Raw genomic sequence first — 21,898 nt, 5'->3', positions numbered from 1 at the left:
GGTCCTACTGGCCCTACTGGTCCTACTGGCCCTACTGGTCCTACTGGTCCTACTGGCCCTACTGGTCCTACTGGCCCTACTGGTCCTACTGGTCCTACTGGTCCTACTGGTCCTACTGGTCCTACTGGCCCTACTGGTCCTACTGGTCCTACTGGTCCTACTGGTCCTACTGGTCCTACTGGTCCTACTGGTCCTACTGGTCCTACTGGCCCTACTGGTCCTACTGGCCCTACTGGTCCTACTGGTCCTACTGGCCCTACTGGTCCTACTGGTCCTACTGGCCCTACTGGTCCTACTGGCCCTACTGGTCCTACTGGTCCTACTGGCCCTACTGGTCCTACTGGTCCTACTGGTCCTACTGGCCCTACTGGTCCTACTGGCCCTACTGGTCCTACTGGTCCTACTGGCCCTACTGGTCCTACTGGCCCTACTGGTCCTACTGGTCCTACTGGTCCTACTGGTCCTACTGGCCCTACTGGTCCTACTGGCCCTACTGGTCCTACTGGTCCTACTGGCCCACGAGGTGTTACTGGTCCTACTGGTCCTGCTGCAGAGTGTTGCTGTAAAAATAGTACTTTATATGCACTACAATTAATAGATGGCTTAGTGGGTAATGATGAGATAACTGTAAATTCATTTAACACATTTGAAACTGGTACTATAAATAGCTTTATAGACAATGAAGTAGTGGTTTTAACTAGAACAAGTCCAGCTAATACAGCTTATGTATCTATATGTAATATAATAACAATAACTTTTGGAACTCAACCACCTGTTAACTCAACTACAAATTGTGCTACACCAGAGTGTTGCTGTAATACTGGTATAGATCGAGCATTGAGACTTCTTTTAAATCCAACTAACCCTGACTCAATAACGTTCCCAGTAAATTTCCCTTCAAATTCAAGTTTAGAAATAGATATTGTAGATAATACAAATGCACCAATTAGTTTAAGTACAGTATTTGGATTATGTAATGGAATACTATGGGGTCAAGTGCAAGGAGCAGGAAATACTTTTATCGCTATACCATTATGCTATATATTCTCAGTAAGTCGTCAAGGCTCAACAACTACTAATTAAACATTAATTTACAAAACCTAGCTCATTAAGTATTCTATATCTTCCTATTTAGGTAGATATAGAATACGAGCTAGGTTTTCTTTAATTTATTTATATTATTTTAAACTTGATATGAGTGTTGATGAAAATGCTCATGCTCTCCCGTGAATCCATCTTCATGGACATGATCATGTCCTACACCATTTATATGGTGATGACTATGCATAAAGGATACTTGTAATTTATTATTTATGGGGTTTATTCCAACATATGCATTAACTCCGAATATTTCCTTAAGCATATCTGATGTTATGACTTCCTCGACCTTTCCGCATTTTCTTATCTTTCCATCTTTCATAACTATTAAATAATCACAATACATAGATGCTATATTCATATCATGAATTGCAGATAAAGTTGTTATATTAAGGCTTTTAACTAAATCCATAAGTTGAATTTGATACCCTATATCTAAGTGATTTGTAGGTTCATCTAATATTAAAAAATCCGTATCTTGAACTAATGCTCTTGCAATTAAAGTTCTTTGTTTTTCTCCTCCTGATAACTTTGAAAAACTTCTATTACTATAATCATCAAGACCTACCCTTTTTAGCATATTATTAACCATATCAATATCTTTTTTAGAATAGTCTTCAAAAACTGATTTATATGGATAGCGCCCCATCTTAACTATTTGCTCTACTGTAAAGTCAAATTGTGAGTTGCTCTCTTGTGCTAATACTGCAATTTCTTTAGCACAATCTTTATCTTTCATAGTAGATAAATCTTTATTATCAAGTATTAACTTTCCGCTATCTGGCTTATATAATCTATATATATTTTTAAGTATAGTAGACTTTCCTGAACCATTAGGTCCTATAATTCCAACAAATGAACCTTTTGGTATATCAAATGATATATCTTTTAGTATATCTTTTTTATCTATACTAAACTTTAAATTTTTAACTTGTAATTTAAGCATTAATCTCTTCCTCCAAATGAGTAATTTTTCTTAGAAATTAAATATAAGAAGAATGGACCACCTGCTAGTGCTGTTATTATTCCTATCGGTATTTCTATTGGAGGGAAAAGTCCCCTTGCTAAAACATCTGATAATATTAAAAATATAGCTCCTATTAGTGATGAAAGAACTATAAGTTTTTTATGATCACTTCCAGCTATTGTTCTACAAATATGAGGAACTACTAATCCTATAAATCCTATAGCTCCAGTTATTGCAACCAATGTAGCTGTTAAAAGAGTTGAAAGAATTAAAATAATTGACTTTATAAGTTTTACATTTATTCCAAGAATTATAGCACTATCATCTCCAAGAAGTAGTATGTCTAATGATTTTGACATTACAAAAGATACAATTATAACTAAAATTAAAACTATAAATGGAATTAATAAAACATCCCACTTAGCTCCACCTAAACTCCCTATGGTCCAAAACAATGCATTTTTTGCTTGATTTGAATTTTTTGCTGAATATATAAGTAAATTGGTAAGTGCTGAAAATATTGTTGATATTGCCATACCAGTAAGTACTAATCTTGTTGTAGATGTAGTTTTTCCCATTTGTGTACCTATTGCAAAAACTAATACTCCCGATACCATAGAACCAACAAATGCACCAGTAGTTATACTATTTATTCCAAGACTTGCCACTCCACCTAAAACAATAGTAGCAACAGCACCACAAGATGCACCTGATGAAATTCCAAGTATATATGGCTCTGCTATTGGATTTTTAGTTACGCATTGCATAAGAACACCACATATAGCAAGTCCTGCACCACATATAGCTCCTAATAATACTCTTGGAAATCTTATTTCCCATATTATATTTTGGGTCATAACTTCACCTACACCACTAAACAATGCTCCATTTGTTAATTTATTTAAAAGGACTTTATAAACTTCTCCAGGCTCTATATATGTACTCCCTATAGCTATTGCTCCAACTACTGTACCTGCTAATAGTATAGTTAAAGCTATAACCCAAAATAAGAAACCTTTCTTTTTAGAAAGGCTTCTTGTCTTATTTACAGAAACTTCCACTATTTTTTATCTCCATAAAAATAGTTATGCATCTCTTCTATAACCATAGGATTTCTAACTCCTGGAGATAAGTCAGCTAGTTTAACTACATATATTTTATTATTTTTTATTGCAGGTACATCTTTAAGTGCTGGATGTGATTTTAAGAAATCAATTTTTTCCTTAACTGGACTTCCAGCTAAATAGTCAGTTACTAATATAACCTCAGGATTTTTTGCTACTATACTTTCAAATGAAACATTTATGTATGGCTTGTCAGCTTCTTTTCCAAATACATTATTTCCACCAGCTATGTCTATTAGATTATTAGCAAGTCCAGATCCTACTACCATAGCATCTTTTTCACCTGAATCATAAACCATCATTTTAACCTTATCTTCTTCTTTCATATCTCCAACTTTATCTTGTACAACTTTTATATCATTTTTCATTTTATCTACTACTTCTTTAGCTTTATCTTCTACTCCAAATATTTTACCAAGTAAATTAAAATCTTCATAAACAGTTTCTACTGTTGCATCTGGTGCATAAGATTTAGCCATAAATGGTGCTACCCCATTTTTTACAAGTTCCTCTGGAGAACCTGTAGTTTGTTCATTTATAGATGAATCCCATCCACTAACAAAATCAGCTCCAGTAGCTACAAATGCTTCTTTAGATATAGAGTGACCTTCTCCTACTTTAAGTTCTGGTATTTTTTTGTAAGCTTCTTCATATTGAGGAAGTACTGGGTTATCTAAAAGAGCTGTTCCAACCATTCTATCTCCTAAGTCAAGCGCTAATAACATTTCAGTCATAAACTGAGATAATGTAACTGCTTTTTGCTTTGGAGCATCAACTTTTACATTTACATCCTTAGCCCCATCTGAGTAAACGTATTCCACAGTTTCAAAATTGTTTGCCTCAACCTTTGATTTTGACTCTTTTCCTTCTTCTTTTTTATTATTTGAACACCCAACAACACTAAGTGTTAACCCTGCTATAGCCATTAATGCTACGAACTTTTTTAAACTTTTGCTTTTTATCATTTTTATTTCCCCCATATTTTTCCTATTTTTAGTTTACTATAATCTAAAAAAAAATTAAAGCCATGAGGTTATTTAAATAAAGATACAACAAATATACCTTATAATTTAAAACCTTCATGGCTTTTATTTTCATAAATTATTTATTTTAATTTTTATTCATGGCTATGCTCATGCTCTCCATTATGATCATGTCCATGTTCATGAGTGTGATCATGTTCATGTGAATGAATGCCAGTAAACCCATCTTCATGATTGTGGTCATGACCTATTCCATTTACATGTTCATGTCCATGGGTGTGAGTATGCTCATGACTATGATTATGCTCATGAGAACCACAACAGTTTTCTCCTCCGTTACCACAACATCCATTTGTGTGTGGATTATGATGTAGTCTAAAGTTTCTTTGTAAAAACATATCGTTTCCCCCTGATAATCCTATTAATTTTTCTATATTTCAATATTTTCCCCCTACACACTTTTACTATATTCGATTTTTCTTTAGTAGTAAATATATCATTAAATTTTCTGAAAATTTAGTTTTATACATAATTTTACATATTATTTCATATTATTTAATTTTTAGATTATATTTTTTCTTTTATGTGTTTTTTCATGTATTTATTAATCTCTTAAAATTATTAAATTCATGTTGTAAGCTTTTAAAATATAAAAAAATAGCCCCTAAAAATTTTTTAGAAAGCTATTTTTAATATACAATATTTACAAACTATCTGTTATTTTATAATCTAGCATATCTATATCTTCTTTATCAGTAAATATACTATTTACTATATAATCTCTTTCTTCAATATTATTTGATTTATATATATACCTTTTTAAAAATTTATCTGCTTCTGGATTATTCAGCTTAACTTTTCCCCAAGTTGCTCCTAAATCAGCTGATTTACAAGTATATAAATTATTATATTCTCCCCATTGAATATAAAGTTCATTTCTATGATTAATTAAATGAGGAAATAAACACATTAACTCTGTTTTTATAAGTGTTGATTCTAATACTTCAAATTTATTATATACTAACTCCCCTTTTATATATTGACAATGATACTTACCATCATTTTCTTCAGAAAAAACTATATTATAATATCCTCTTATATCTTTTATGACAGATAAATATATTTTGCTTTTTTTAGAATCTGTTATTTTAAAAGGTTCAGACCATTTGTTTTTTCTCATATCAAATGCTGATACAAATAACTCTTCAACATCATCTACATGTTTAAAATAAAATAAAATAAGTATATTTTTATCCCAAATCACTTCAAAATTACTCATTATGTTGTATGGTATATAATCAACTATATTTTTCATAGAAAAATTTTTATCTTTATATATATGTATTAAATCACTTATGTTTGGATTTTCTTTCTTTACTAAATAATAAAATATATGATTTTCTTTTGAAAAATTTTTTATGTATGGAAATTTTATGAAGAAATTTTTGCAATCATACTTAAGTATAGTATCCATATATATATCATCTTCTATACTTATACTAAGTAGCTTTCCTTTTTTATCATTTAATATACCATATACATTGTCATTTTCGTCTATATCTATATGAATATCTACAAAAGAGTAATCCCCTTTTATAAATTCTTTTTTATAAATTTCATTTGTATTTGCTTTAATATCTTCATATATTATCTTATCACTTAGCTTAAATATGTTTAAATCTCTATTTGATTTTTTAATTAAGATTTCTGCATTATTAAAAAACACCTTACAACCCCCTTCTAAACTTCCTTATAATTATATTTATTTTTAATAATTTACTTTATTCATATTTTAGACAAAATCTATTTATAACAAGTAACATATCTATAAATAAATCATATATTTAATTAAAGAGAAAAACAAAAGCTTCTCTTAATAAATACAGGAAAGGATATATAAAATGGAAGAAAATAAGACTACTAGAGTAAATAGAACTGTTAATTATTATTCTGATAGACCTATGTATGATCATTATCCAGAAAGACCTAAATATGATCATTGCCCAGAAAGACCAGAATATGATTACTATCCAGAAAGACCTAAATATGATCATCGTCCTGTAAAACCAGAATATGATCATTGCCCAGAAAGACCTATGTATGATCATTATCCAGAAAGACCTAAACATGATCATTACCCAGAAAGACCTAAACATGATCATTATCCAGAAAGACCTAAACATGATCATTACCCAGAAAGACCTGACCATGACTGCCATGATGAAAAAACTAAACATGACTGCCATGATGAAAAACATGAACATGACTGCCGTGATGAAAAATGCAAATCAAATTGTTCTTGTTGCCCAGAAAAAACAACGCTAACATCAAACGGATGTACAAAATGTTGTAACCCTATGGATATTCATTGTCCAGATATCCACTGTGCAGTATGTACACCTATATTAGCAGATAAAATACACGCATTTGCATGTACTAAACAATCTATATCTCAATCAAACCCTGCATTATTTACTATAAATAATCCACCAACAGGTGGTTTTCCAGTAGGTTCAAGAGTATGTATAAATAAAATTGCTGTAAGATTTACTTGTGCTGGAATTACTACTGATCCTTTACCTATAAATATATGTTCATTTACTGGATCACTTCCGCCAAGAACTTCACCATCATGTTCAGCTAGTTTATTTAATAGCTACGAAGGAACAATAACATCAAACTTCCTTTGCCATGATAAAGGAACATGTGCTACTTTTGCTCATAATGACTTAGATGTTACTCTTATTGGTGCCCAATACGTAGTTGAAGGTTTTATAGGTAGTGTACCTTTTACAGCTAGTACTGTAGTATTTGGTCCACGTATTTATAATGATATCAATTTATTTGGTAACATCTGCTTACCTAAATCTAAGGACGAATTAACTTTAAGAGCAAACTTTGAATTTAAATTCATAGCTAAACAAATAACACCATCAGCAGCAGGTATACTAGCTGGAGGAACAACTTTCGATGCTACTATACTTGACATATTATCAATTAGTGAAAAACTATTCTCTATAAAACAAGAAGAATTAGTTGTATATTCATCACCTGATGGATTTAAGCGTCGCGAAGAATAAGTTTAATTTATAAAGTGATAAAACATTTAATCAAACTAATGTAAATTTATAAAAATGAGTTCATTTTAAATAAATGAACTCTTTTTATTTTTATAATTATCTATATTACTGTTTGTAATAATCTATTCTTAATTCACATAAATATAAATATAATAATTATTTATTCTAGGAGGTTTTATATATGGATGCTATACAGCCTAACCCTACATCAATAATAGATATCTTTAGTGTTGTAGAGGAGATAGTTTATGATTCTTCAAATAAAAATGATGTTTATGTACCTATATCTATTACAACTGAAGATGGATTTGTTAATACAGTTGTAGTATCAAACTCAAAAGAAGATAATTTTTCAATAAATAAAAATATAATACTTTATAAAAATAAAGCAATAAATTTAAATAAAATAGTAAAAATAAAAATACTTACAGACAATATAAATTTAAACAAATTTAAAGATTTGTTATCAAGGAGATTAAGAAGTTTAGCTAATTATAATTATAACGATCAAATTTCTTTTTCTAGAAAAAGAAGAGTCCAAAATTTTAATACTTTTACTAATGACTTTAGTAGAAACGATAATCTTCAAGATTATATAATAAAAAATATGGAAAATATTAAAACTATAAATTATAACAAACCTTCAGGTAGCTACATATCACCAAACCTATCAAAAGAAGATATTTTAAACTCAAGCACAAACTTATATGTAAATAAAAAGGACGTTTTAGAAGATGTTAACTTAGATACAGATAAACTAGATGTTGTAAGTTTTATTGAAAAAAATACTGAAAATGTATTAACTGAAATTGAAACTGAAGAAAAATTAGTACTTACTAACAATTCTGAAGAAGTGGAAGTTTCAAAACCTATATATACCGAAGATATAAATGTATTAACTAATTTAGAAATAAAAGATTATCCTATATCAACAAGTCAGATACCTGCACAAGCGATAGGTGATATAAGTCAAAACAAAATAGAAGCCATTACAAATATAAATCCCCAGTATTTAGAAAATACTATATCAAATATAGATATTCAAAGACAAATTATACCACCTAAAACTGTAGAAGTACTAGATTTAGCTCCTGTAAATAGATTTATAAATAAACATGAATTAGATGGAAGACTTCTTAGACTTGATCCCACTGGAGAAAACTATATAGGCGTTTTTTTAGATGATGGAACTTTTGAACCTCTAAGATTAACATTTAAAACATTTAGTGTAATTCCTGAAGATACAATTAATATAGTCGGAAATATATATAGATCACATCTAAAAAATTCATTATCAGATATGGATATATCTAAAGATACATTAATAAAATCTTTAGATATAGATTACAACAATGATTTAGTAAAATATCAATCTGAAAATATGCTCCCTTTAAGTGACTTTATAATTCAACATAAATCTATAATTAAAAATATAACTAATGAAGCTGAGACTGCATCTGTAGTTTCAAAAAATTCATATGAAACTATTAATAGTATAAAAAATGTAAAACATAGCACTATAGAAAATATTAGTGATATAAAAATGAGTCCTGTTGTTAACTCTACCGAACTTGTAAAAAGTAATCACCAAGTTATAGAAAATATTAATTTAGATAAAAACACTTCTAGTGTAGTTAAAGATATAGATCTAAATAATAAAGATATCAATTCTTTAAAATCAGAAGATATTAATGGAGTTATAGAATTTACTGGTAATGGTTTAATGGTTGTAAGTGATAATGATTCAGATATAGTAATTTACTCTATATCAAAAATAAACTCTGTTAATTAAAGTTTAAATCAATTAAATAAGGACCATCTAAGATGGTCCTTATTTATCTTTTTTGTTAAGATATTTTTCTTTTAAAGTTAATATTCTATATACACTTTCATCAATTCTATCTTCTGTTATATTATTATTTTTCACAGCCAATTTTATTTTTTCTATAACAGATTTAGTAATATCTATATCACTTCCAATTAATATTATATCACTTCCTGCATTGATAGATTTAACACTAGCTTCTTCTATAGATAAATTATTACTTATAGCCTTCATATGCATATCATCAGTTATAACTACTCCTTTAAAGTTCATCTTCTCTCTAAGCAATTTATATATAATATTTTTAGATAAGGTAGCAGGATTTTTACTATCTATTTTTTCAACTAATATATGAGATACCATAATTGCATCACAGCCTTTATCTATTGCTTCTTTAAAAGGAACTAATTCAAAGTTTTCAAGTTGTTTTAAACTTTTATTTACAACTGGAAGGTCAAAATGTGAATCTATATCTGTATCACCATGTCCTGGGAAATGTTTAACTACAGGTATTACTCCTTCTCTTTTTAATCCATTCATAGTGGCTATGCCCATAGCTGAAACTATCTTTTCATCAGTTCCAAAAGCTCTATCCCCTATAACAGTGTTTTTAGGATTGCTATATATATCAATTACAGGTGCAAAATCCATATTTATATTATGTTCTTTTAAAGTTCTTCCTAAATTCATACCGTTTTCATATGCATAGTTAGTATCACCTTTATCTCCTATATCTTTTGCACTTTTAAACTTAGTTGTATCATTTGGAAGGCGACTTACTCTTCCTCCTTCTTCATCGGTTGATATAAATAAAGGTATATTTTTATTTATATTATTTATATCTTCGGTTAACTTTTTCAATTGATTTGAATTTTCTATATTACGAGAAAAAAGTATAATACCCCCTACATCTAAATCATTTACTAATGTATTAATTTCATCATTTAACTTTTTTCCATTAAATCCTGCTATTATCATTTGACCTATTTTTTCTTCAAGGCTCATTTTACTTATCTTATCTTTTATATCTGATACTACTCCTATTATCAAACTATTTTCTTTCATTTCAATAATCACGCTTCTTTCATCTTTTGTTAAAGTATATAAATCTTTATTAAAAAAATGCTTAACATCAATAATCTTCCATCCCTCATTTTTTAATTTTTCTATATACAAAGAAGTTTTTTTATAACTCTTATCTATACCTTTTATCCTATAGCCAATACTAACTTTAACATTATCATTAGTTAACTTATAATTCCGTTTTTTTGCATTAGTTGGAATATCTAATTCTTTTATTATACTACAAGATTTATATCCTCTATCTAAATCATATAAATTTGAAAAACCTAAATAATCTTGTATTATAGTTGTAACTATTATAATTATTGAAAAAGCTATTATAAAATATGAAATATAATTTTTAATATATTTAGTTCTTAACTTTTTCTTATACAATATAAAAATTAATATACAACTTATTATAGTTAATATAGGTGTAAATATATTACTTTCATTTTTAATTATAAAAAATACACTTCCCAATATAAACATATTTACCGATCTATCAAATATATTTATACTTTTTCTTTTATTTTCTTTTGTATATACAATTATTAAAACAGCTATTATAATCATAATTATCATTAGTAAATTTATTATATCTATATTAAAAAAATAAACTAATGTTGGTCTAAATATACCTATAAGTAAAAACATACAAATTCCAAATATGGTATTTATAATATAGGCTTTTTCCCCCTTTATATAACTCACATAACCAATCCTTACTTTTTATTTTATCATCTTAAATTTTTTGCAATCTGTTGCATAGTACTTCTAAAATTTAAAAGTCCATACCCCATATTTACATTAGGATATGTATATATATCTTTTTTATCTGCTCCAATCATTAAGTAAGTTTTTATAACTTCTGTAAATAATAAATTTCTACTATAATAACTTTGCGACCTTAAATACTCCATTAAAATAGCGGCCACTCCACTAACAATTGAACTACTTATTCCTGTACCACTTGCCTTTATATGCTCATCATTTTTATAAGGACCTATTATATCTACTCCTGGAGCTACTATATCTGGTTTTATAGGGTTTTGATTTATAGTTCCTCTTGAAGATCGAATCCACATACTATCAATTTTATTATTATATCCACCTACTCCTATTACATTATCTGTTGCTGCAAACCAAGTAGTTGTAGAAAAAGAATTAGAATTTATAAATCTAGTTTCTTCATCTATTAAGTTCTTGTTAGGTAAAAATACATCGTAATCGCCAGTAATTATAAATTCAGGAGTTAACCTTAATGTCCATATTCCAGGCTTTATATCTGTTAAGTTTATGATTAATTCTTGAGTTCCTGATTTCAGCCAAGGATATAAATATCTTACTTCATAATTAGTTCTTTCTATGTTAAATCTTCCTGTATATATCTCTTGATCTGGGGTATAAGCCACATTGTAACTTAATTCTCCAGATGGAGATATAATAGATCCATTTATTCTGTCTGGTCCAATACAACTTACTGTAATCTCTAAATTTTTTTGTTCCCCAACTTGAATTAATATATCTGAAACAGTATTCATATCATCTATTTTTCCTCTATAATGAGTATCTGTATTTCCTTCATTGCCTAGACCACTTACTATAATAGTACCTGGTCTTAATAATCTATCAAATGATTCAAGCATACTAGTTAAAACTACAGCTTCACTTTTTCCTCCAATAGTTAAATTTATTACCATTCTTTTTTGAGTTCTTTCTGCAACCTCTATTGCGTATTTAATGCCTGCTAAAAAATCGGTTAATTCATAGCTAATTCTACCTTCTTTATATACTCCTTCATGTTCTCTTAATTTTACTATTACCAGTTCACTATCTAATGCTATGCCTCTATATGCATTATTTAATCTTCCAGTTCCTGATACTATACCTGCTGCTATAGTTCCCGTTCCAATTGTATCTTGAGTCAAGCTTGCATCATTTTCGCTTATATATCTATTGATTTCTTCACTTGTAAATTCACTTCCAAACTTTAAGTCTGTTGGTGGATTTCCTTTATCTGTTGTTTGATCCCATATAGATAGTATTTTCGTAGTGTTGTCAGCCTTTATAAAGTCTGGATGTAAATAATTTATTCCAGAATCAAGAATCACAATAATTGTATCTTTACCAGATGGATTAATGTATGGATTTTGCTCAATATAATTTACTCCAGAAACATTTCTTGGTCTTTCTCCACCACTAGTTCCTACTCCAATTTCTATAAGTGAACTCATAGGTATAGATCTTATCCAGTCGAATACAGAATCAATATTATCAAAAGTAAGTTCATCAAAATCTTCATCAACATAAAGTAAAGCCAAATTGCTATTTAAAATAATATAATTTGTAAGATTTCTTGAAGTTAAATCAGCTTCTAACTCAGGTACATTACCGTTGTAAATTAATATATATGACCTTTGCATAAAACCCCTCCTATAAATTATTTCAACTGGTCAAACATACCTCTTATATCTAATACTCCATATCCATAACTTACATTTGGATATCCTATCTGAGCACTTCTATTTGCTCCTGCTCTTATATATGTTCTTATTTTTTGCACAACAGCTTTATCTTTATAATTTCTATCAACTAATGTATATTGCATCATTAAAGCTACAGCTCCTGCAACAAAAGAAGAAGCTGCTCCACTTCCTGTAACTGTAGCATATCTACTCCCTGTATAAGGAGCTAGTATATTAACCCCTGGAGCTATTATATCTGGTTTTTCAAGCCTACCTGTAGCACCTACTAGAGGCCCTCTAGATGAATCTGGCCATAAACTAGAACCCATGCTATTGTAAGTTCCTACACTTATAGTATCTTTGTATATGGATGGGTAGGTTATTGTATATTCTGGATTACTATCTCTAAATTTAGTTCCTTCATTTAATAAATTTCTTATTGGTAAATATGCATGATAAATTCCATTTGTTATATAATCTCCTATAAGCCTAATTGCCCAAACCCCTGGCTTTGCGTTTTCTAATCTAATTACAGTTTGTTGCTGTCCTGAGTATGAAAATGGGTATGTAGTCCATATATTGTAGTAAGTATCTTCACTATTAAATAAACCTTTCACAAAGCTAAAATTAGATACAAGTGATGTCTTGCTTTCTTCTCCAGATGGCGATATAACTATTATATTTGCTTTATCAGGCTTACTTATCCATATATCTATTTCTAACTCTTTTTCTTCTTGTGTTATTTCTAAAAATATGTCTTTAGTATCACCGACAAATTCAATATTTCCTGTTGCATGTTCGTTGCCAATACCTTCATTTCCAGCTGCTATAACTTCACATACTCCATATTCAAAAAATAAGCTATCTATAAGTAAATCAATTCCTCTAACTACTGAGTTGTTACTACCTAAATTAACATTTTGTACTACAGGTTTTCCTTCTTTATACCCTTTTGCATATATATATCTTTTTGCAGCTTGTAATGTAGCACTATTATAAAAACCATCAATTTTTTTAAGTTTTACAATTACTAAATCACTACCCTCTGCTACTCCTTTATATTGGTCGTTTAAATTTCCTAGCCCTGTACATATTCCACTTAATGCAGTTCCTATTCCTTCTTCATCAATTGATAAATTTGGATTATTTTCTGCTATAGCCTTATTAATATCTTCTCTAGTGTATTCTGTTCCTATATTAAATCCTTCTGGAGAATTTCCATCTATCGTTTGATCCCATAAATATAATATTTTTGATGTTCCATCTGGATATATAAAATCTGGATGTAAATAATCTATCCCAGAATTTGCAATTCCAATTATAACGCCTCTCCCATCTATATTTATATTAGGATTATTCTTAAAAAAATTTGCTCCTATCTCTTCTAGTGCTACATACCCATTTGTTGTATCTCTACTTATTGTTGTTAACTGTGCCATTTTTACATATCTTTGTATCCTAAATATATTTTCAAGACCATATATCTGTCCTAATTCTTCGATTCTATTTTTATTTATGTATAATATTCCAAAATTCTCTGCTATTTTATAAAACTTAAATACACTACCTAATCTAGCTAATTCTTGTTCAAATCCATCAAAATAATCTATAACAAACAAAGGCCTAAAGTTATCTAAATTAACTTCTTCATCTCCAAACTCTCTTTTCTTTGTTCTTTTAAAATCTTTTAATTTTTTTCTAAACATTACTACAGATAAGTTTGAACCTTCTATTAATGTATTTTCTATTTTATTATCGTCTAGCTTTAAATATATATCTATATTTCCTTTTTCTACGCTAACTGGCTTAAATAATAATTTCCATTTACCTAAATCTATGCAATCGTTTGAAGTAAATTTTATATTTATATTATTTTCTTTATTAAAATAAATTTCAATTTTAGTATTTTCTATAAAGTATTCTTTTTCTTTTAATTTTGGAGATATATTTTGAATTTTAACATTAGATGGGCTTATTATTTGTAAATCTACATCATCATTTATATTTTTAAATATGTTAACTTCTAATAATTTTTTATGTTCAAAAATTTTTACTTCTACCTTTTTTTCACTATCATATTTATTTAATTTTATACTCTTTTTTAAATAAGTATTATGTACATATTTATCAAATATAGACATATCTATATTATTTGTTTCATCTATTTTGTAATTTATATCTATTGTTGTTGCTATATTTGAATCTTTAGCTTTATCAAATATTAAATCTATATCTTTAACTAAGTTTAATGCATTAAATTCATTGTAATTTTTATTTACATCTATTTTGATAAATATATTTTTATATTCATTTATTGAATTTTTTTCAAAATAATTTTTATTTATATCTTTTATACAGTTTTTTATAATTTTTTTATCAGGATATTGCAATTCTACATATCTTTTTAACATATTTAATTCATCATTTGATTTTAAAGTTGTTATTTTGTAATAATACTTTAAAATTTCTATAATCACATCTAGACTTTGACCTAGTACTAAAATGTTGTTATCATATTTAAAAATAACCTCACAATATATAAATATCCCTCCTTAATTACTTCCTCTAATACAACATTATATGTATATATTTTTTTCAAATGATAAATTTTTATATTGTAAGTTTTATTTTCTATATTAAGGGTAAATTTTTTATTATAGTGAATAAATTTGAGGTGGTAAAAAAATGAAAAGTATAATATCTAAGACATTAGTTTTTATGGGTGCAATACCAACTGCTATATTTTTTAAGTGTATGTTTGGAACTTCAAATATGCTAGTTGGTATTACAGGTTTTATGGCAGCAGTAACTTTGATGGAAAATGACTATACAGCAAATCCTATAAGAAATACTTTAAGATTTATTTTAATAGAATTATTTATTGGATTGTCGGCTTTTATATCATCCTTCTCTGCCCCTCTAACCTTAATTTTCACATTCATAGTAGTATTTTTTATAGTATATATCTTTACATTTGATACAAGTAAACCAATATATATGCCTTTTATTTTCTGTTATTTATTTATGCTTTATATGCCAGTAAAACAAATTGATATGCCTAATAGAATAGAAGCTTTAATACTTTCTGGCATACTTATAATGTTAGTTCAGATGTTAGTAAACAAAAATAAGTTTTGGAATAAGTCGAAATCTTCTATATGTAAAAATATTGATTTATTAATTGATGAAATAAACATTTTATTAGAAAAAAAAGATATGAACTTATTAAAAGAAAGTAGTAAAAATTTAAATAAGCAACTGCAAGCTCTTTCTCAAAGCTTATACTCTAGAAAAGAAAAGACCTTTTTAATTTCTGATAAAAGTAAGCTTTATTTATGTATAGTTCAAACTCTTGAAGGAACTAATATAATTTTAGAAAAGTCTATAGAAGATATAGATAATTTAGGTAAGTATGATGATGTTTTAGTAAAATTAAAACTTCAGTTTAATAACATATTAAAATTTATGAATGAAGAAAAAAGTACTAAAGAACTTAAAAATCAACTTAATGAATTTATATATGAAGGAGACGATATTCATTATTCACACTATATTTCATATGAACTAAGACAAAATATGACTTTATTAAGGGACATTCTAGATAATTTAGAAAATGGAGGCCTATCATACAGCGATAAAAAGTATGGTATTAATGAAAAAATAAAAGAAAGAGAAGTTATTAAAAGACGCTTTAATAGAAATTCCCTTAGATTTACTTTTGCATTTAGGATTGCTTTACTCGTTAGCTTAGGAGCTTTTGTAGTAGACTATTTTGATTTATATAAGGGTAAGTGGATGGTATTTACACTTTCATCTGTCGTACAACCTTATATTGAATCTAGTGAAACTAAAATGATAGATAGGATAAAAGGAAGTTTAATAGGTATATTAATATTTGAATTATTATTTCACCTTGTACCTAGCATGGAAGTTAAAATGCTTATAGCATTTACTTGTGGATACATAGGTTTTTACTTTAAAGACTACTCTAAAAAAATGATATTTATGACTGTATTTGCACTAAGTATGGGGGCTACAAATAATGATTTTAATATACTATCTTTTGATAGATTAAAATTTATATTAATAGGTTGTGTTATTGCATTTGTAGCAAATAGAATAATATTCCCTTATAAAATTAAAGATGTTACTAAAAATCTAGTAAAAAAATCAGTTGAATTAAATAATAGTTTAGCTACTATTTTAGAAAACTTAAATATAAATAATTTAGATAGCCATAATTTAAGAGAAACCATTTTAACTAATAGACTTACAAACGATAAAATTAATATAAATAATAATACGATTTTATCTGATAGTATAGGAAATTTCTTAAATAGTGAGCGTATTGTAATGAGTAATTTACGTGTTTTTAAAAGCAGTATAAAAAATAATAGAATAAAAAATTTGGATATAAGTAATGTATGTAACGAAATGCAAAGATATATAAATGGTGATTTAAGTAAAGATTATATAATAAAAAATTTTGATAACTTATCAGAACGAGATGATAAACTAATCTTTATGAACATTTATGAAATATTTAGAAATATTGATAACGCAAAAAAATACGCTAATGAAATAGCAGCACTTTAAAAAATTAAAAGCTGTAAATAAATTTGTTTACAACAAATTTATCTACAGCCTTTAATTTAGATATTACTTAAGCTGATTGAATAAATAATTGATTCTTTAACTTTACAAGGAGTTTTTTTCATACAATTGTTGCCTATGATTTTAACACCTTTAGTATCTAATAAATTACATATAGCTTGTCCATAAGTAATTTTATTATTATATTTAATTTTATTAAAATCATAAGCCCCAATGTTGTATAAAGCAGTAGATGTCTTTCCACATAAGTGTATAATACAATCATCTAGTTTATTTGAAACTCTATTTATTATATTTAAAGTAGTTACACTAACTATATCCTCATAAACCTTAGGCCCAACTATATTAATATCTCCTACAGGGTCACTATAAGATATTATCTTAGCTCCATTTTCATATCCTTTAATTATATAATTAACAATATTATCTTCTATTACTTTCATAAAATCATTGATTTTATCTTTGTTTTTTCTAATGCCTTTATAAAAATATTTTAAATCTATAAGTAAAGATATAATAGTAATAGGTCCACAAACATTTAAAGCAACTACTTCACCTTCATTATTTAAAATGCTTACAGCTTCTAATACTTCTTTTATCCTTCCTTTATTAAAATCAATATTTTTAATATTAAATAATTCATCTAAATTATTATAAGCATAACTTTTAACTCTAGGAGTACTCTTCAAATCTCCTAAGTTTATAATTCCTCCAAAAGCTTCAGCTTCAACAGTAGTACAAAATGGTACTTTACATATACTGTCATTTTTATATTTTTTTAAACCTTTAGATATATAAGCTATATCCTCTTTATTTGTGTGAAAATCTGGAAAGTTTATACCTAAAGCTTTAATTAAAGCTATGGGTATATTTTCATTATCATTTTGATTACAAGTAAAATTTATTTTCATTATAACTTCCTCTACTCAAATGTCTTTAATAAGTCTTTCTTTTTTAAATTAGTACCTATTATAGTAAGCTTAGGATTTGTATTTTTAACTCTTTGTTTTATAGTATATTGCTTATTTACATAATTAAATTCCAATAAACAATCACCACTATCTACAAACCCTTTGCATCTTATTATATTCCCAAACGTGTTTTCGCTTAAATTTTTAAATATATCTTCAATTTCTTCTACACTATATGATTTTAGAGTGTTTATAGATATTGATTCAATTGATTTCATATTTTCAGTTACATCTTTTCTATTTTTACAATCTAAGTTATCCGAAATTTCATCACTTAATAAATTTAATACTTCAAATAATTTTAAAAAAGATATATTACTCCAATTTTCATGTATTATATGAGCATTTTTATTAATATTTCTTAAAGATTTAATTATATTATCTAAATTATTTTTATCTATAAGTTGACTTTTACTTATAATAATAATTTGAGCATTTTCTATTTGATCTTCAAAAAACTCTCCAAAATTATCTATATATTCAAAGTAATTCACTCCATCAACTACAGTAATTAAAGAATTTAAACTTAAAACTTCATTAAGCTTAGAATCATTTATCATAGTTATTATTTCACTTAATAAACCTACCCCTGTTGGCTCTATTATTATACGAGTAGGATTAAAATTATTTATAACTTTTAATAAAGTATCTTTAAAATTTAGTTTTATACTACAGCATATACATCCATTTTGAAGTTCAATTATATCAAATCCATCTTTTTGTATAATTTCTTTGTCAATTCCTATTTGTCCAAATTCATTTTCAATTATAACTACTCTTTCATCATTAATGGATTCTAGAAGATTTTTTATTAAAGTCGTTTTTCCTGAACCTAAAAACCCCGATATTATATCTACTTTTATCATATTATCACCCTTTTAGAATTTTAAGCACTCTGTAAATAATCTTTCGTAACCATCTTTTGTAGATAGTTCAAAATAATCTATATCACTTGCTATGTTATCCATACTCTCTCTAATATCTTTAGATAATAAACTCATTATAGCTCCTGTTTTTGAAGAGTTCCCTATATATTTTATTTTTTCCTTTAGTTCTTTTGGTATTATACCAACACCTACTAAACTATCAATACTTAAGTGTTTTCCAAACTGACCAGCTATTATAACTTCATCTAAGTCAGTTATTTTAATACCTACTTTATCTGCTAATGCATAAATACCTGAAAGTATAGCTCCTTTTGCAAGCTGAACTTGTCTTATATCTTCTTGAGTAATAGCTATTTCTTTTGTATTTTTATTTAATACAAATCTTCTTTTTTTATTTTCATCTATTATACATTCACTTAAATAACTTAGTTTATCATCTTCTAAAATCTTTTCTTTTTTAACTATTCTTCCTGTTTTTCCTATAAGATTTAATCTAGCTAATTCACTTATAGCATCAACTATACCACTTCCACAAATTCCACTTGGAATCTTATCTCCTATAACTTTTAAATTTATAGAATCTTCAATTTTTACATTTTCAATAGCTCCATCTCCAGCTCTCATACCACAGCTTATATTCATACCTTCAAGGGCTGGTCCAGCTGCACAAGAACAAGAAACTAACTCTCCTTTTTTAGATAAAACCATCTCCCCATTAGTTCCTATATCTATAAATAATATATTTTTATCTACATTTTTTAAATCACAAACACATACTCCAGCTACAATATCAGCACCGATATAACTTGATACCCCAGGTAATAAATAAACCTTTCCAAAACTTGATATATTTATACCTAATGATTTCGCATCAATATTTTTACTTTTTACAAATACTGGTGCATATGGTGATTTTCCTATTGATATAGGATTAATATTTAAAAGTATATGCATCATTGTAGTATTTGCAGCTATTGAAACTTCGTATATATTTTCTCTATTTATGTTATTATTTTCACATAATTTCCCAATTAATTTGTTAATACAATCTATGATACATTTATGCAATATATCTAACCCATTTTCCTTTGTTTTTATAAAGTTTATACGAGATAATACATCTAGACCATATTCCTTTTGCGGATTTATTTCACTTTCAGAGCTTACTTCAAATTGATTTTTTATATCAATTAAAGAGCAAACTATTGTTGTTGTTCCTATATCTATAGCTATTGAATATAATTTATCTTTAGTATCATCACATTCTAAACCTATTAAATTTTCTCCTAAACAAACCTTTGTAAATTTATTTTTTTCAAATAAGTTTGGAATATCTTTTAATATTTCATAGTTATCTTTTAAATCACAATTTATATTATTTATTAATATATCTTCATAAGACATATTATTTTCTAAAGTCGGTTTTTCTAAATCATATGTACTTTTATTGAGAATTGGCTCTTTTTTAAATTCAGGCATATACCCATCTACTAATATTTTGTGATTAATATTTTTAGTATCTAAAAATTCCACATATAAATCTCCCTTAGGATAAACTAAGCAACTTAGCCTTATATTTTTATCTATTTCTTCTTTAGTTAAAAACTTAAGTTCCTCCTTAGTTAAATCATTTATGTCTCCACTTAATATTTTAATTTTGCATTTCCCACAAAAACCTTTTCCACCACATGGACTTTCCATTCCCAAGTTATGACTTTGTATTATATCTAAAAGATTATTTCCTATTTCAAACTCATAGCTTTTGTCACCCGTGTATAAAAAACTCATAAGTTACCTCTTTATCTATTATAATTTTTTGCACATTCTAATAAAACTTTTATGTTATCAAGTTTAGTTCTAACTCCTATTCCACAAGCTGGAGATAATATATCTACTCCACTATCTAAACAAGAATTACACATAGTTTCTAAACTAACTTTATCACTGTTTTCAAGTGCAAATGTGCTTACATTTCCCATAATAGCTTTATTTGAAACATTTTCTTTAACCTGTTTAACATTTGTTATTGAATCAAAACTAATAGCATTACTATGTAGAGAATTTAATTCTTTATATATACTTTTTAATCTTCCACATATATGTATTATAGTTCCACCTTCAGCATAATTACTTAATTCATCTATAATTTTATTTAAATAAAAAGCTGCAAACTCATTAAAATTTTTAGCACCTAATATTTCACCTGTTCCACTAGGGTCTGATATAGTTAATATATCTGCTCCAGCTTCAAGTTGAGCCTTACCAAAAGTTATAAGATTATCAGTTACAAAGTTCATTAAGTTATGGACATCTCCTGGATTTTTTCTAATTTCTTTATAATAAACCATAGGCTCAAGTAAAGATGATGCTAAGCTAACAGGTCCTGTTAAATTTGCTATTATAGGTACATCTTTATCTTTTTCTTTTAATATTTTAATAGCATCTATAACTACTTTGGCTCTACCTTCATTTACATTTATATTTTTTAACTTCTTATATTCTTTTGAAGAATTTATCGGATACTTAGTTACTCTAGGTTCTGTATTTTTAGTACCCATATAAACACTAGCTCCCATACCTTCTGCTTCTACAGTCATACAAAATGGAACTCCAAAATTTTCAAAAGCTTTATTTTTATACATACCATATGTTAAATCTGCCATCATATTTGGATTTGTATGTGCATCTGGCCATGATACATTTTCTATATCCATAACATCTTCAATTATCATATTCATCATTCCACCAGGACATATACAAGGTGGTCTATCTACTTTCTTTCCTTGTAAAACTTTATATAGTCTTTCTTTTGGATTCAT

The 21,898-nt window shown here is 27.2% G+C and carries 17 protein-coding genes; 4 read left to right on the top strand and 13 right to left on the bottom strand.

Translation table 11 applies throughout. From position 1 onward, the window contains the following. Positions 1-644: hypothetical protein (locus H8891_RS15155; RefSeq protein WP_243207851.1), on the bottom strand; the 644-nt coding region annotated here is incomplete at its 3' end. On the opposite strand from H8891_RS15155, the gene H8891_RS15150 reads away from it, so the two are divergent. Then, positions 607-1,083: a hypothetical protein gene (locus H8891_RS15150; RefSeq protein ID WP_207723628.1), complete on the top strand. Its 477-nt coding sequence runs from the start codon at positions 607-609 to the stop codon at positions 1,081-1,083. The genes H8891_RS15155 and H8891_RS15150 overlap by 38 nt on opposite strands. Before the next feature lie 100 nt (positions 1,084-1,183). Here H8891_RS15150 and H8891_RS13080 read toward each other — a convergent pair whose 3' ends face one another. The 5 genes from H8891_RS13080 to H8891_RS13060 form a co-directional block, all read right to left on the bottom strand. Continuing rightward, positions 1,184-2,044 (bottom strand): ABC transporter ATP-binding protein, encoded by an 861-nt coding sequence (locus H8891_RS13080; protein ID WP_187006770.1) that lies wholly within the window; start codon positions 2,042-2,044, stop codon positions 1,184-1,186. Beyond that, the gene (locus H8891_RS13075; RefSeq protein WP_187006769.1) at positions 2,044-3,126 is read right to left on the bottom strand and encodes an iron chelate uptake ABC transporter family permease subunit; all 1,083 of its coding nucleotides are present in this window, start codon (positions 3,124-3,126) and stop codon (positions 2,044-2,046) included. Before H8891_RS13075 ends, H8891_RS13080 begins: the two co-directional genes overlap by 1 nt. After that, entirely contained in the window at positions 3,126-4,154 is a 1,029-nt protein-coding gene (locus H8891_RS13070; RefSeq protein ID WP_187006768.1) for an ABC transporter substrate-binding protein, read from the bottom strand. The genes H8891_RS13075 and H8891_RS13070 overlap by 1 nt, the downstream gene beginning before the upstream one ends. 152 nt (positions 4,155-4,306) lie before the next feature. Then, positions 4,307-4,570, bottom strand: a complete 264-nt coding sequence (locus H8891_RS13065) for a hypothetical protein (protein WP_187006767.1) — start codon at positions 4,568-4,570, stop codon at positions 4,307-4,309. Positions 4,571-4,875: 305 nt separating this feature from the next. After that, a complete protein-coding gene (locus H8891_RS13060) occupies positions 4,876-5,898 on the bottom strand; it encodes a hypothetical protein (RefSeq protein ID WP_187006766.1) in 1,023 nt (340 codons plus the stop codon). 175 nt (positions 5,899-6,073) lie between these two features. On the opposite strand from H8891_RS13060, the gene H8891_RS13055 reads away from it, so the two are divergent. Beyond that, positions 6,074-7,252, top strand: coding sequence for a hypothetical protein (locus H8891_RS13055; protein WP_187006765.1), 1,179 nt, complete (start codon positions 6,074-6,076; stop codon positions 7,250-7,252). A gap of 181 nt (positions 7,253-7,433) precedes the next feature. After that, positions 7,434-9,044 (top strand): hypothetical protein, encoded by a 1,611-nt coding sequence (locus tag H8891_RS13050; protein WP_187006764.1) that lies wholly within the window; start codon positions 7,434-7,436, stop codon positions 9,042-9,044. Positions 9,045-9,083: 39 nt separating this feature from the next. On the opposite strand, the gene nagZ is transcribed toward H8891_RS13050, so the two are convergent. The 3 genes from nagZ to H8891_RS15620 are packed head-to-tail and all read right to left on the bottom strand — an operon-like array spanning position 9,084 to position 15,084. Continuing rightward, entirely contained in the window at positions 9,084-10,853 is a 1,770-nt protein-coding gene (gene nagZ, locus H8891_RS15625; protein WP_187006763.1) for a beta-N-acetylhexosaminidase, read from the bottom strand. 26 nt (positions 10,854-10,879) lie between these two features. Then, positions 10,880-12,565 carry a bile acid germinant receptor pseudoprotease CspC gene (cspC, locus tag H8891_RS13040; protein WP_187006762.1) on the bottom strand — a complete coding sequence of 562 codons (1,686 nt, stop codon included), beginning with the start codon at positions 12,563-12,565 and terminating at the stop codon, positions 10,880-10,882. A gap of 17 nt (positions 12,566-12,582) precedes the next feature. Beyond that, positions 12,583-15,084, bottom strand: coding sequence for a S8 family serine peptidase (locus H8891_RS15620; RefSeq protein WP_187006761.1), 2,502 nt, complete (start codon positions 15,082-15,084; stop codon positions 12,583-12,585). Positions 15,085-15,292: 208 nt separating this feature from the next. On the opposite strand from H8891_RS15620, the gene H8891_RS13030 reads away from it, so the two are divergent. After that, on the top strand, positions 15,293-17,203 hold the full coding sequence (locus tag H8891_RS13030) for an FUSC family protein (RefSeq protein ID WP_187006760.1): 1,911 nt from the start codon (positions 15,293-15,295) through the stop codon (positions 17,201-17,203). A 56-nt stretch (positions 17,204-17,259) separates the two neighbouring features. On the opposite strand, the gene H8891_RS13025 is transcribed toward H8891_RS13030, so the two are convergent. From H8891_RS13025 to H8891_RS13010, 4 genes are read right to left on the bottom strand one after another with little or no spacing between them, the layout of a single operon-like run. Then, the gene (locus H8891_RS13025; protein WP_187006759.1) at positions 17,260-18,132 is read right to left on the bottom strand and encodes a uroporphyrinogen decarboxylase family protein; all 873 of its coding nucleotides are present in this window, start codon (positions 18,130-18,132) and stop codon (positions 17,260-17,262) included. 11 nt (positions 18,133-18,143) lie between these two features. After that, complete coding sequence (locus H8891_RS13020; protein ID WP_187006758.1) at positions 18,144-19,058, bottom strand: CobW family GTP-binding protein; 915 nt, start codon at positions 19,056-19,058, stop codon at positions 18,144-18,146. A 12-nt stretch (positions 19,059-19,070) separates the two neighbouring features. After that, complete coding sequence (locus H8891_RS13015) at positions 19,071-20,867, bottom strand: ASKHA domain-containing protein (protein WP_187006757.1); 1,797 nt, start codon at positions 20,865-20,867, stop codon at positions 19,071-19,073. Between the two features lie 11 nt (positions 20,868-20,878). After that, positions 20,879-21,898: a methylcobamide:CoM methyltransferase MtbA gene (locus H8891_RS13010; protein WP_187006756.1), complete on the bottom strand. Its 1,020-nt coding sequence runs from the start codon at positions 21,896-21,898 to the stop codon at positions 20,879-20,881.

The sequence above is a fragment of the Paeniclostridium hominis genome, assembly GCF_014306135.1.
Lineage (GTDB): Bacteria > Bacillota > Clostridia > Peptostreptococcales > Peptostreptococcaceae > Paraclostridium > Paraclostridium hominis.
Note: the sequence above shows the minus strand (reverse complement) of the source record. Positions and strands in the feature narration are given on the sequence as shown.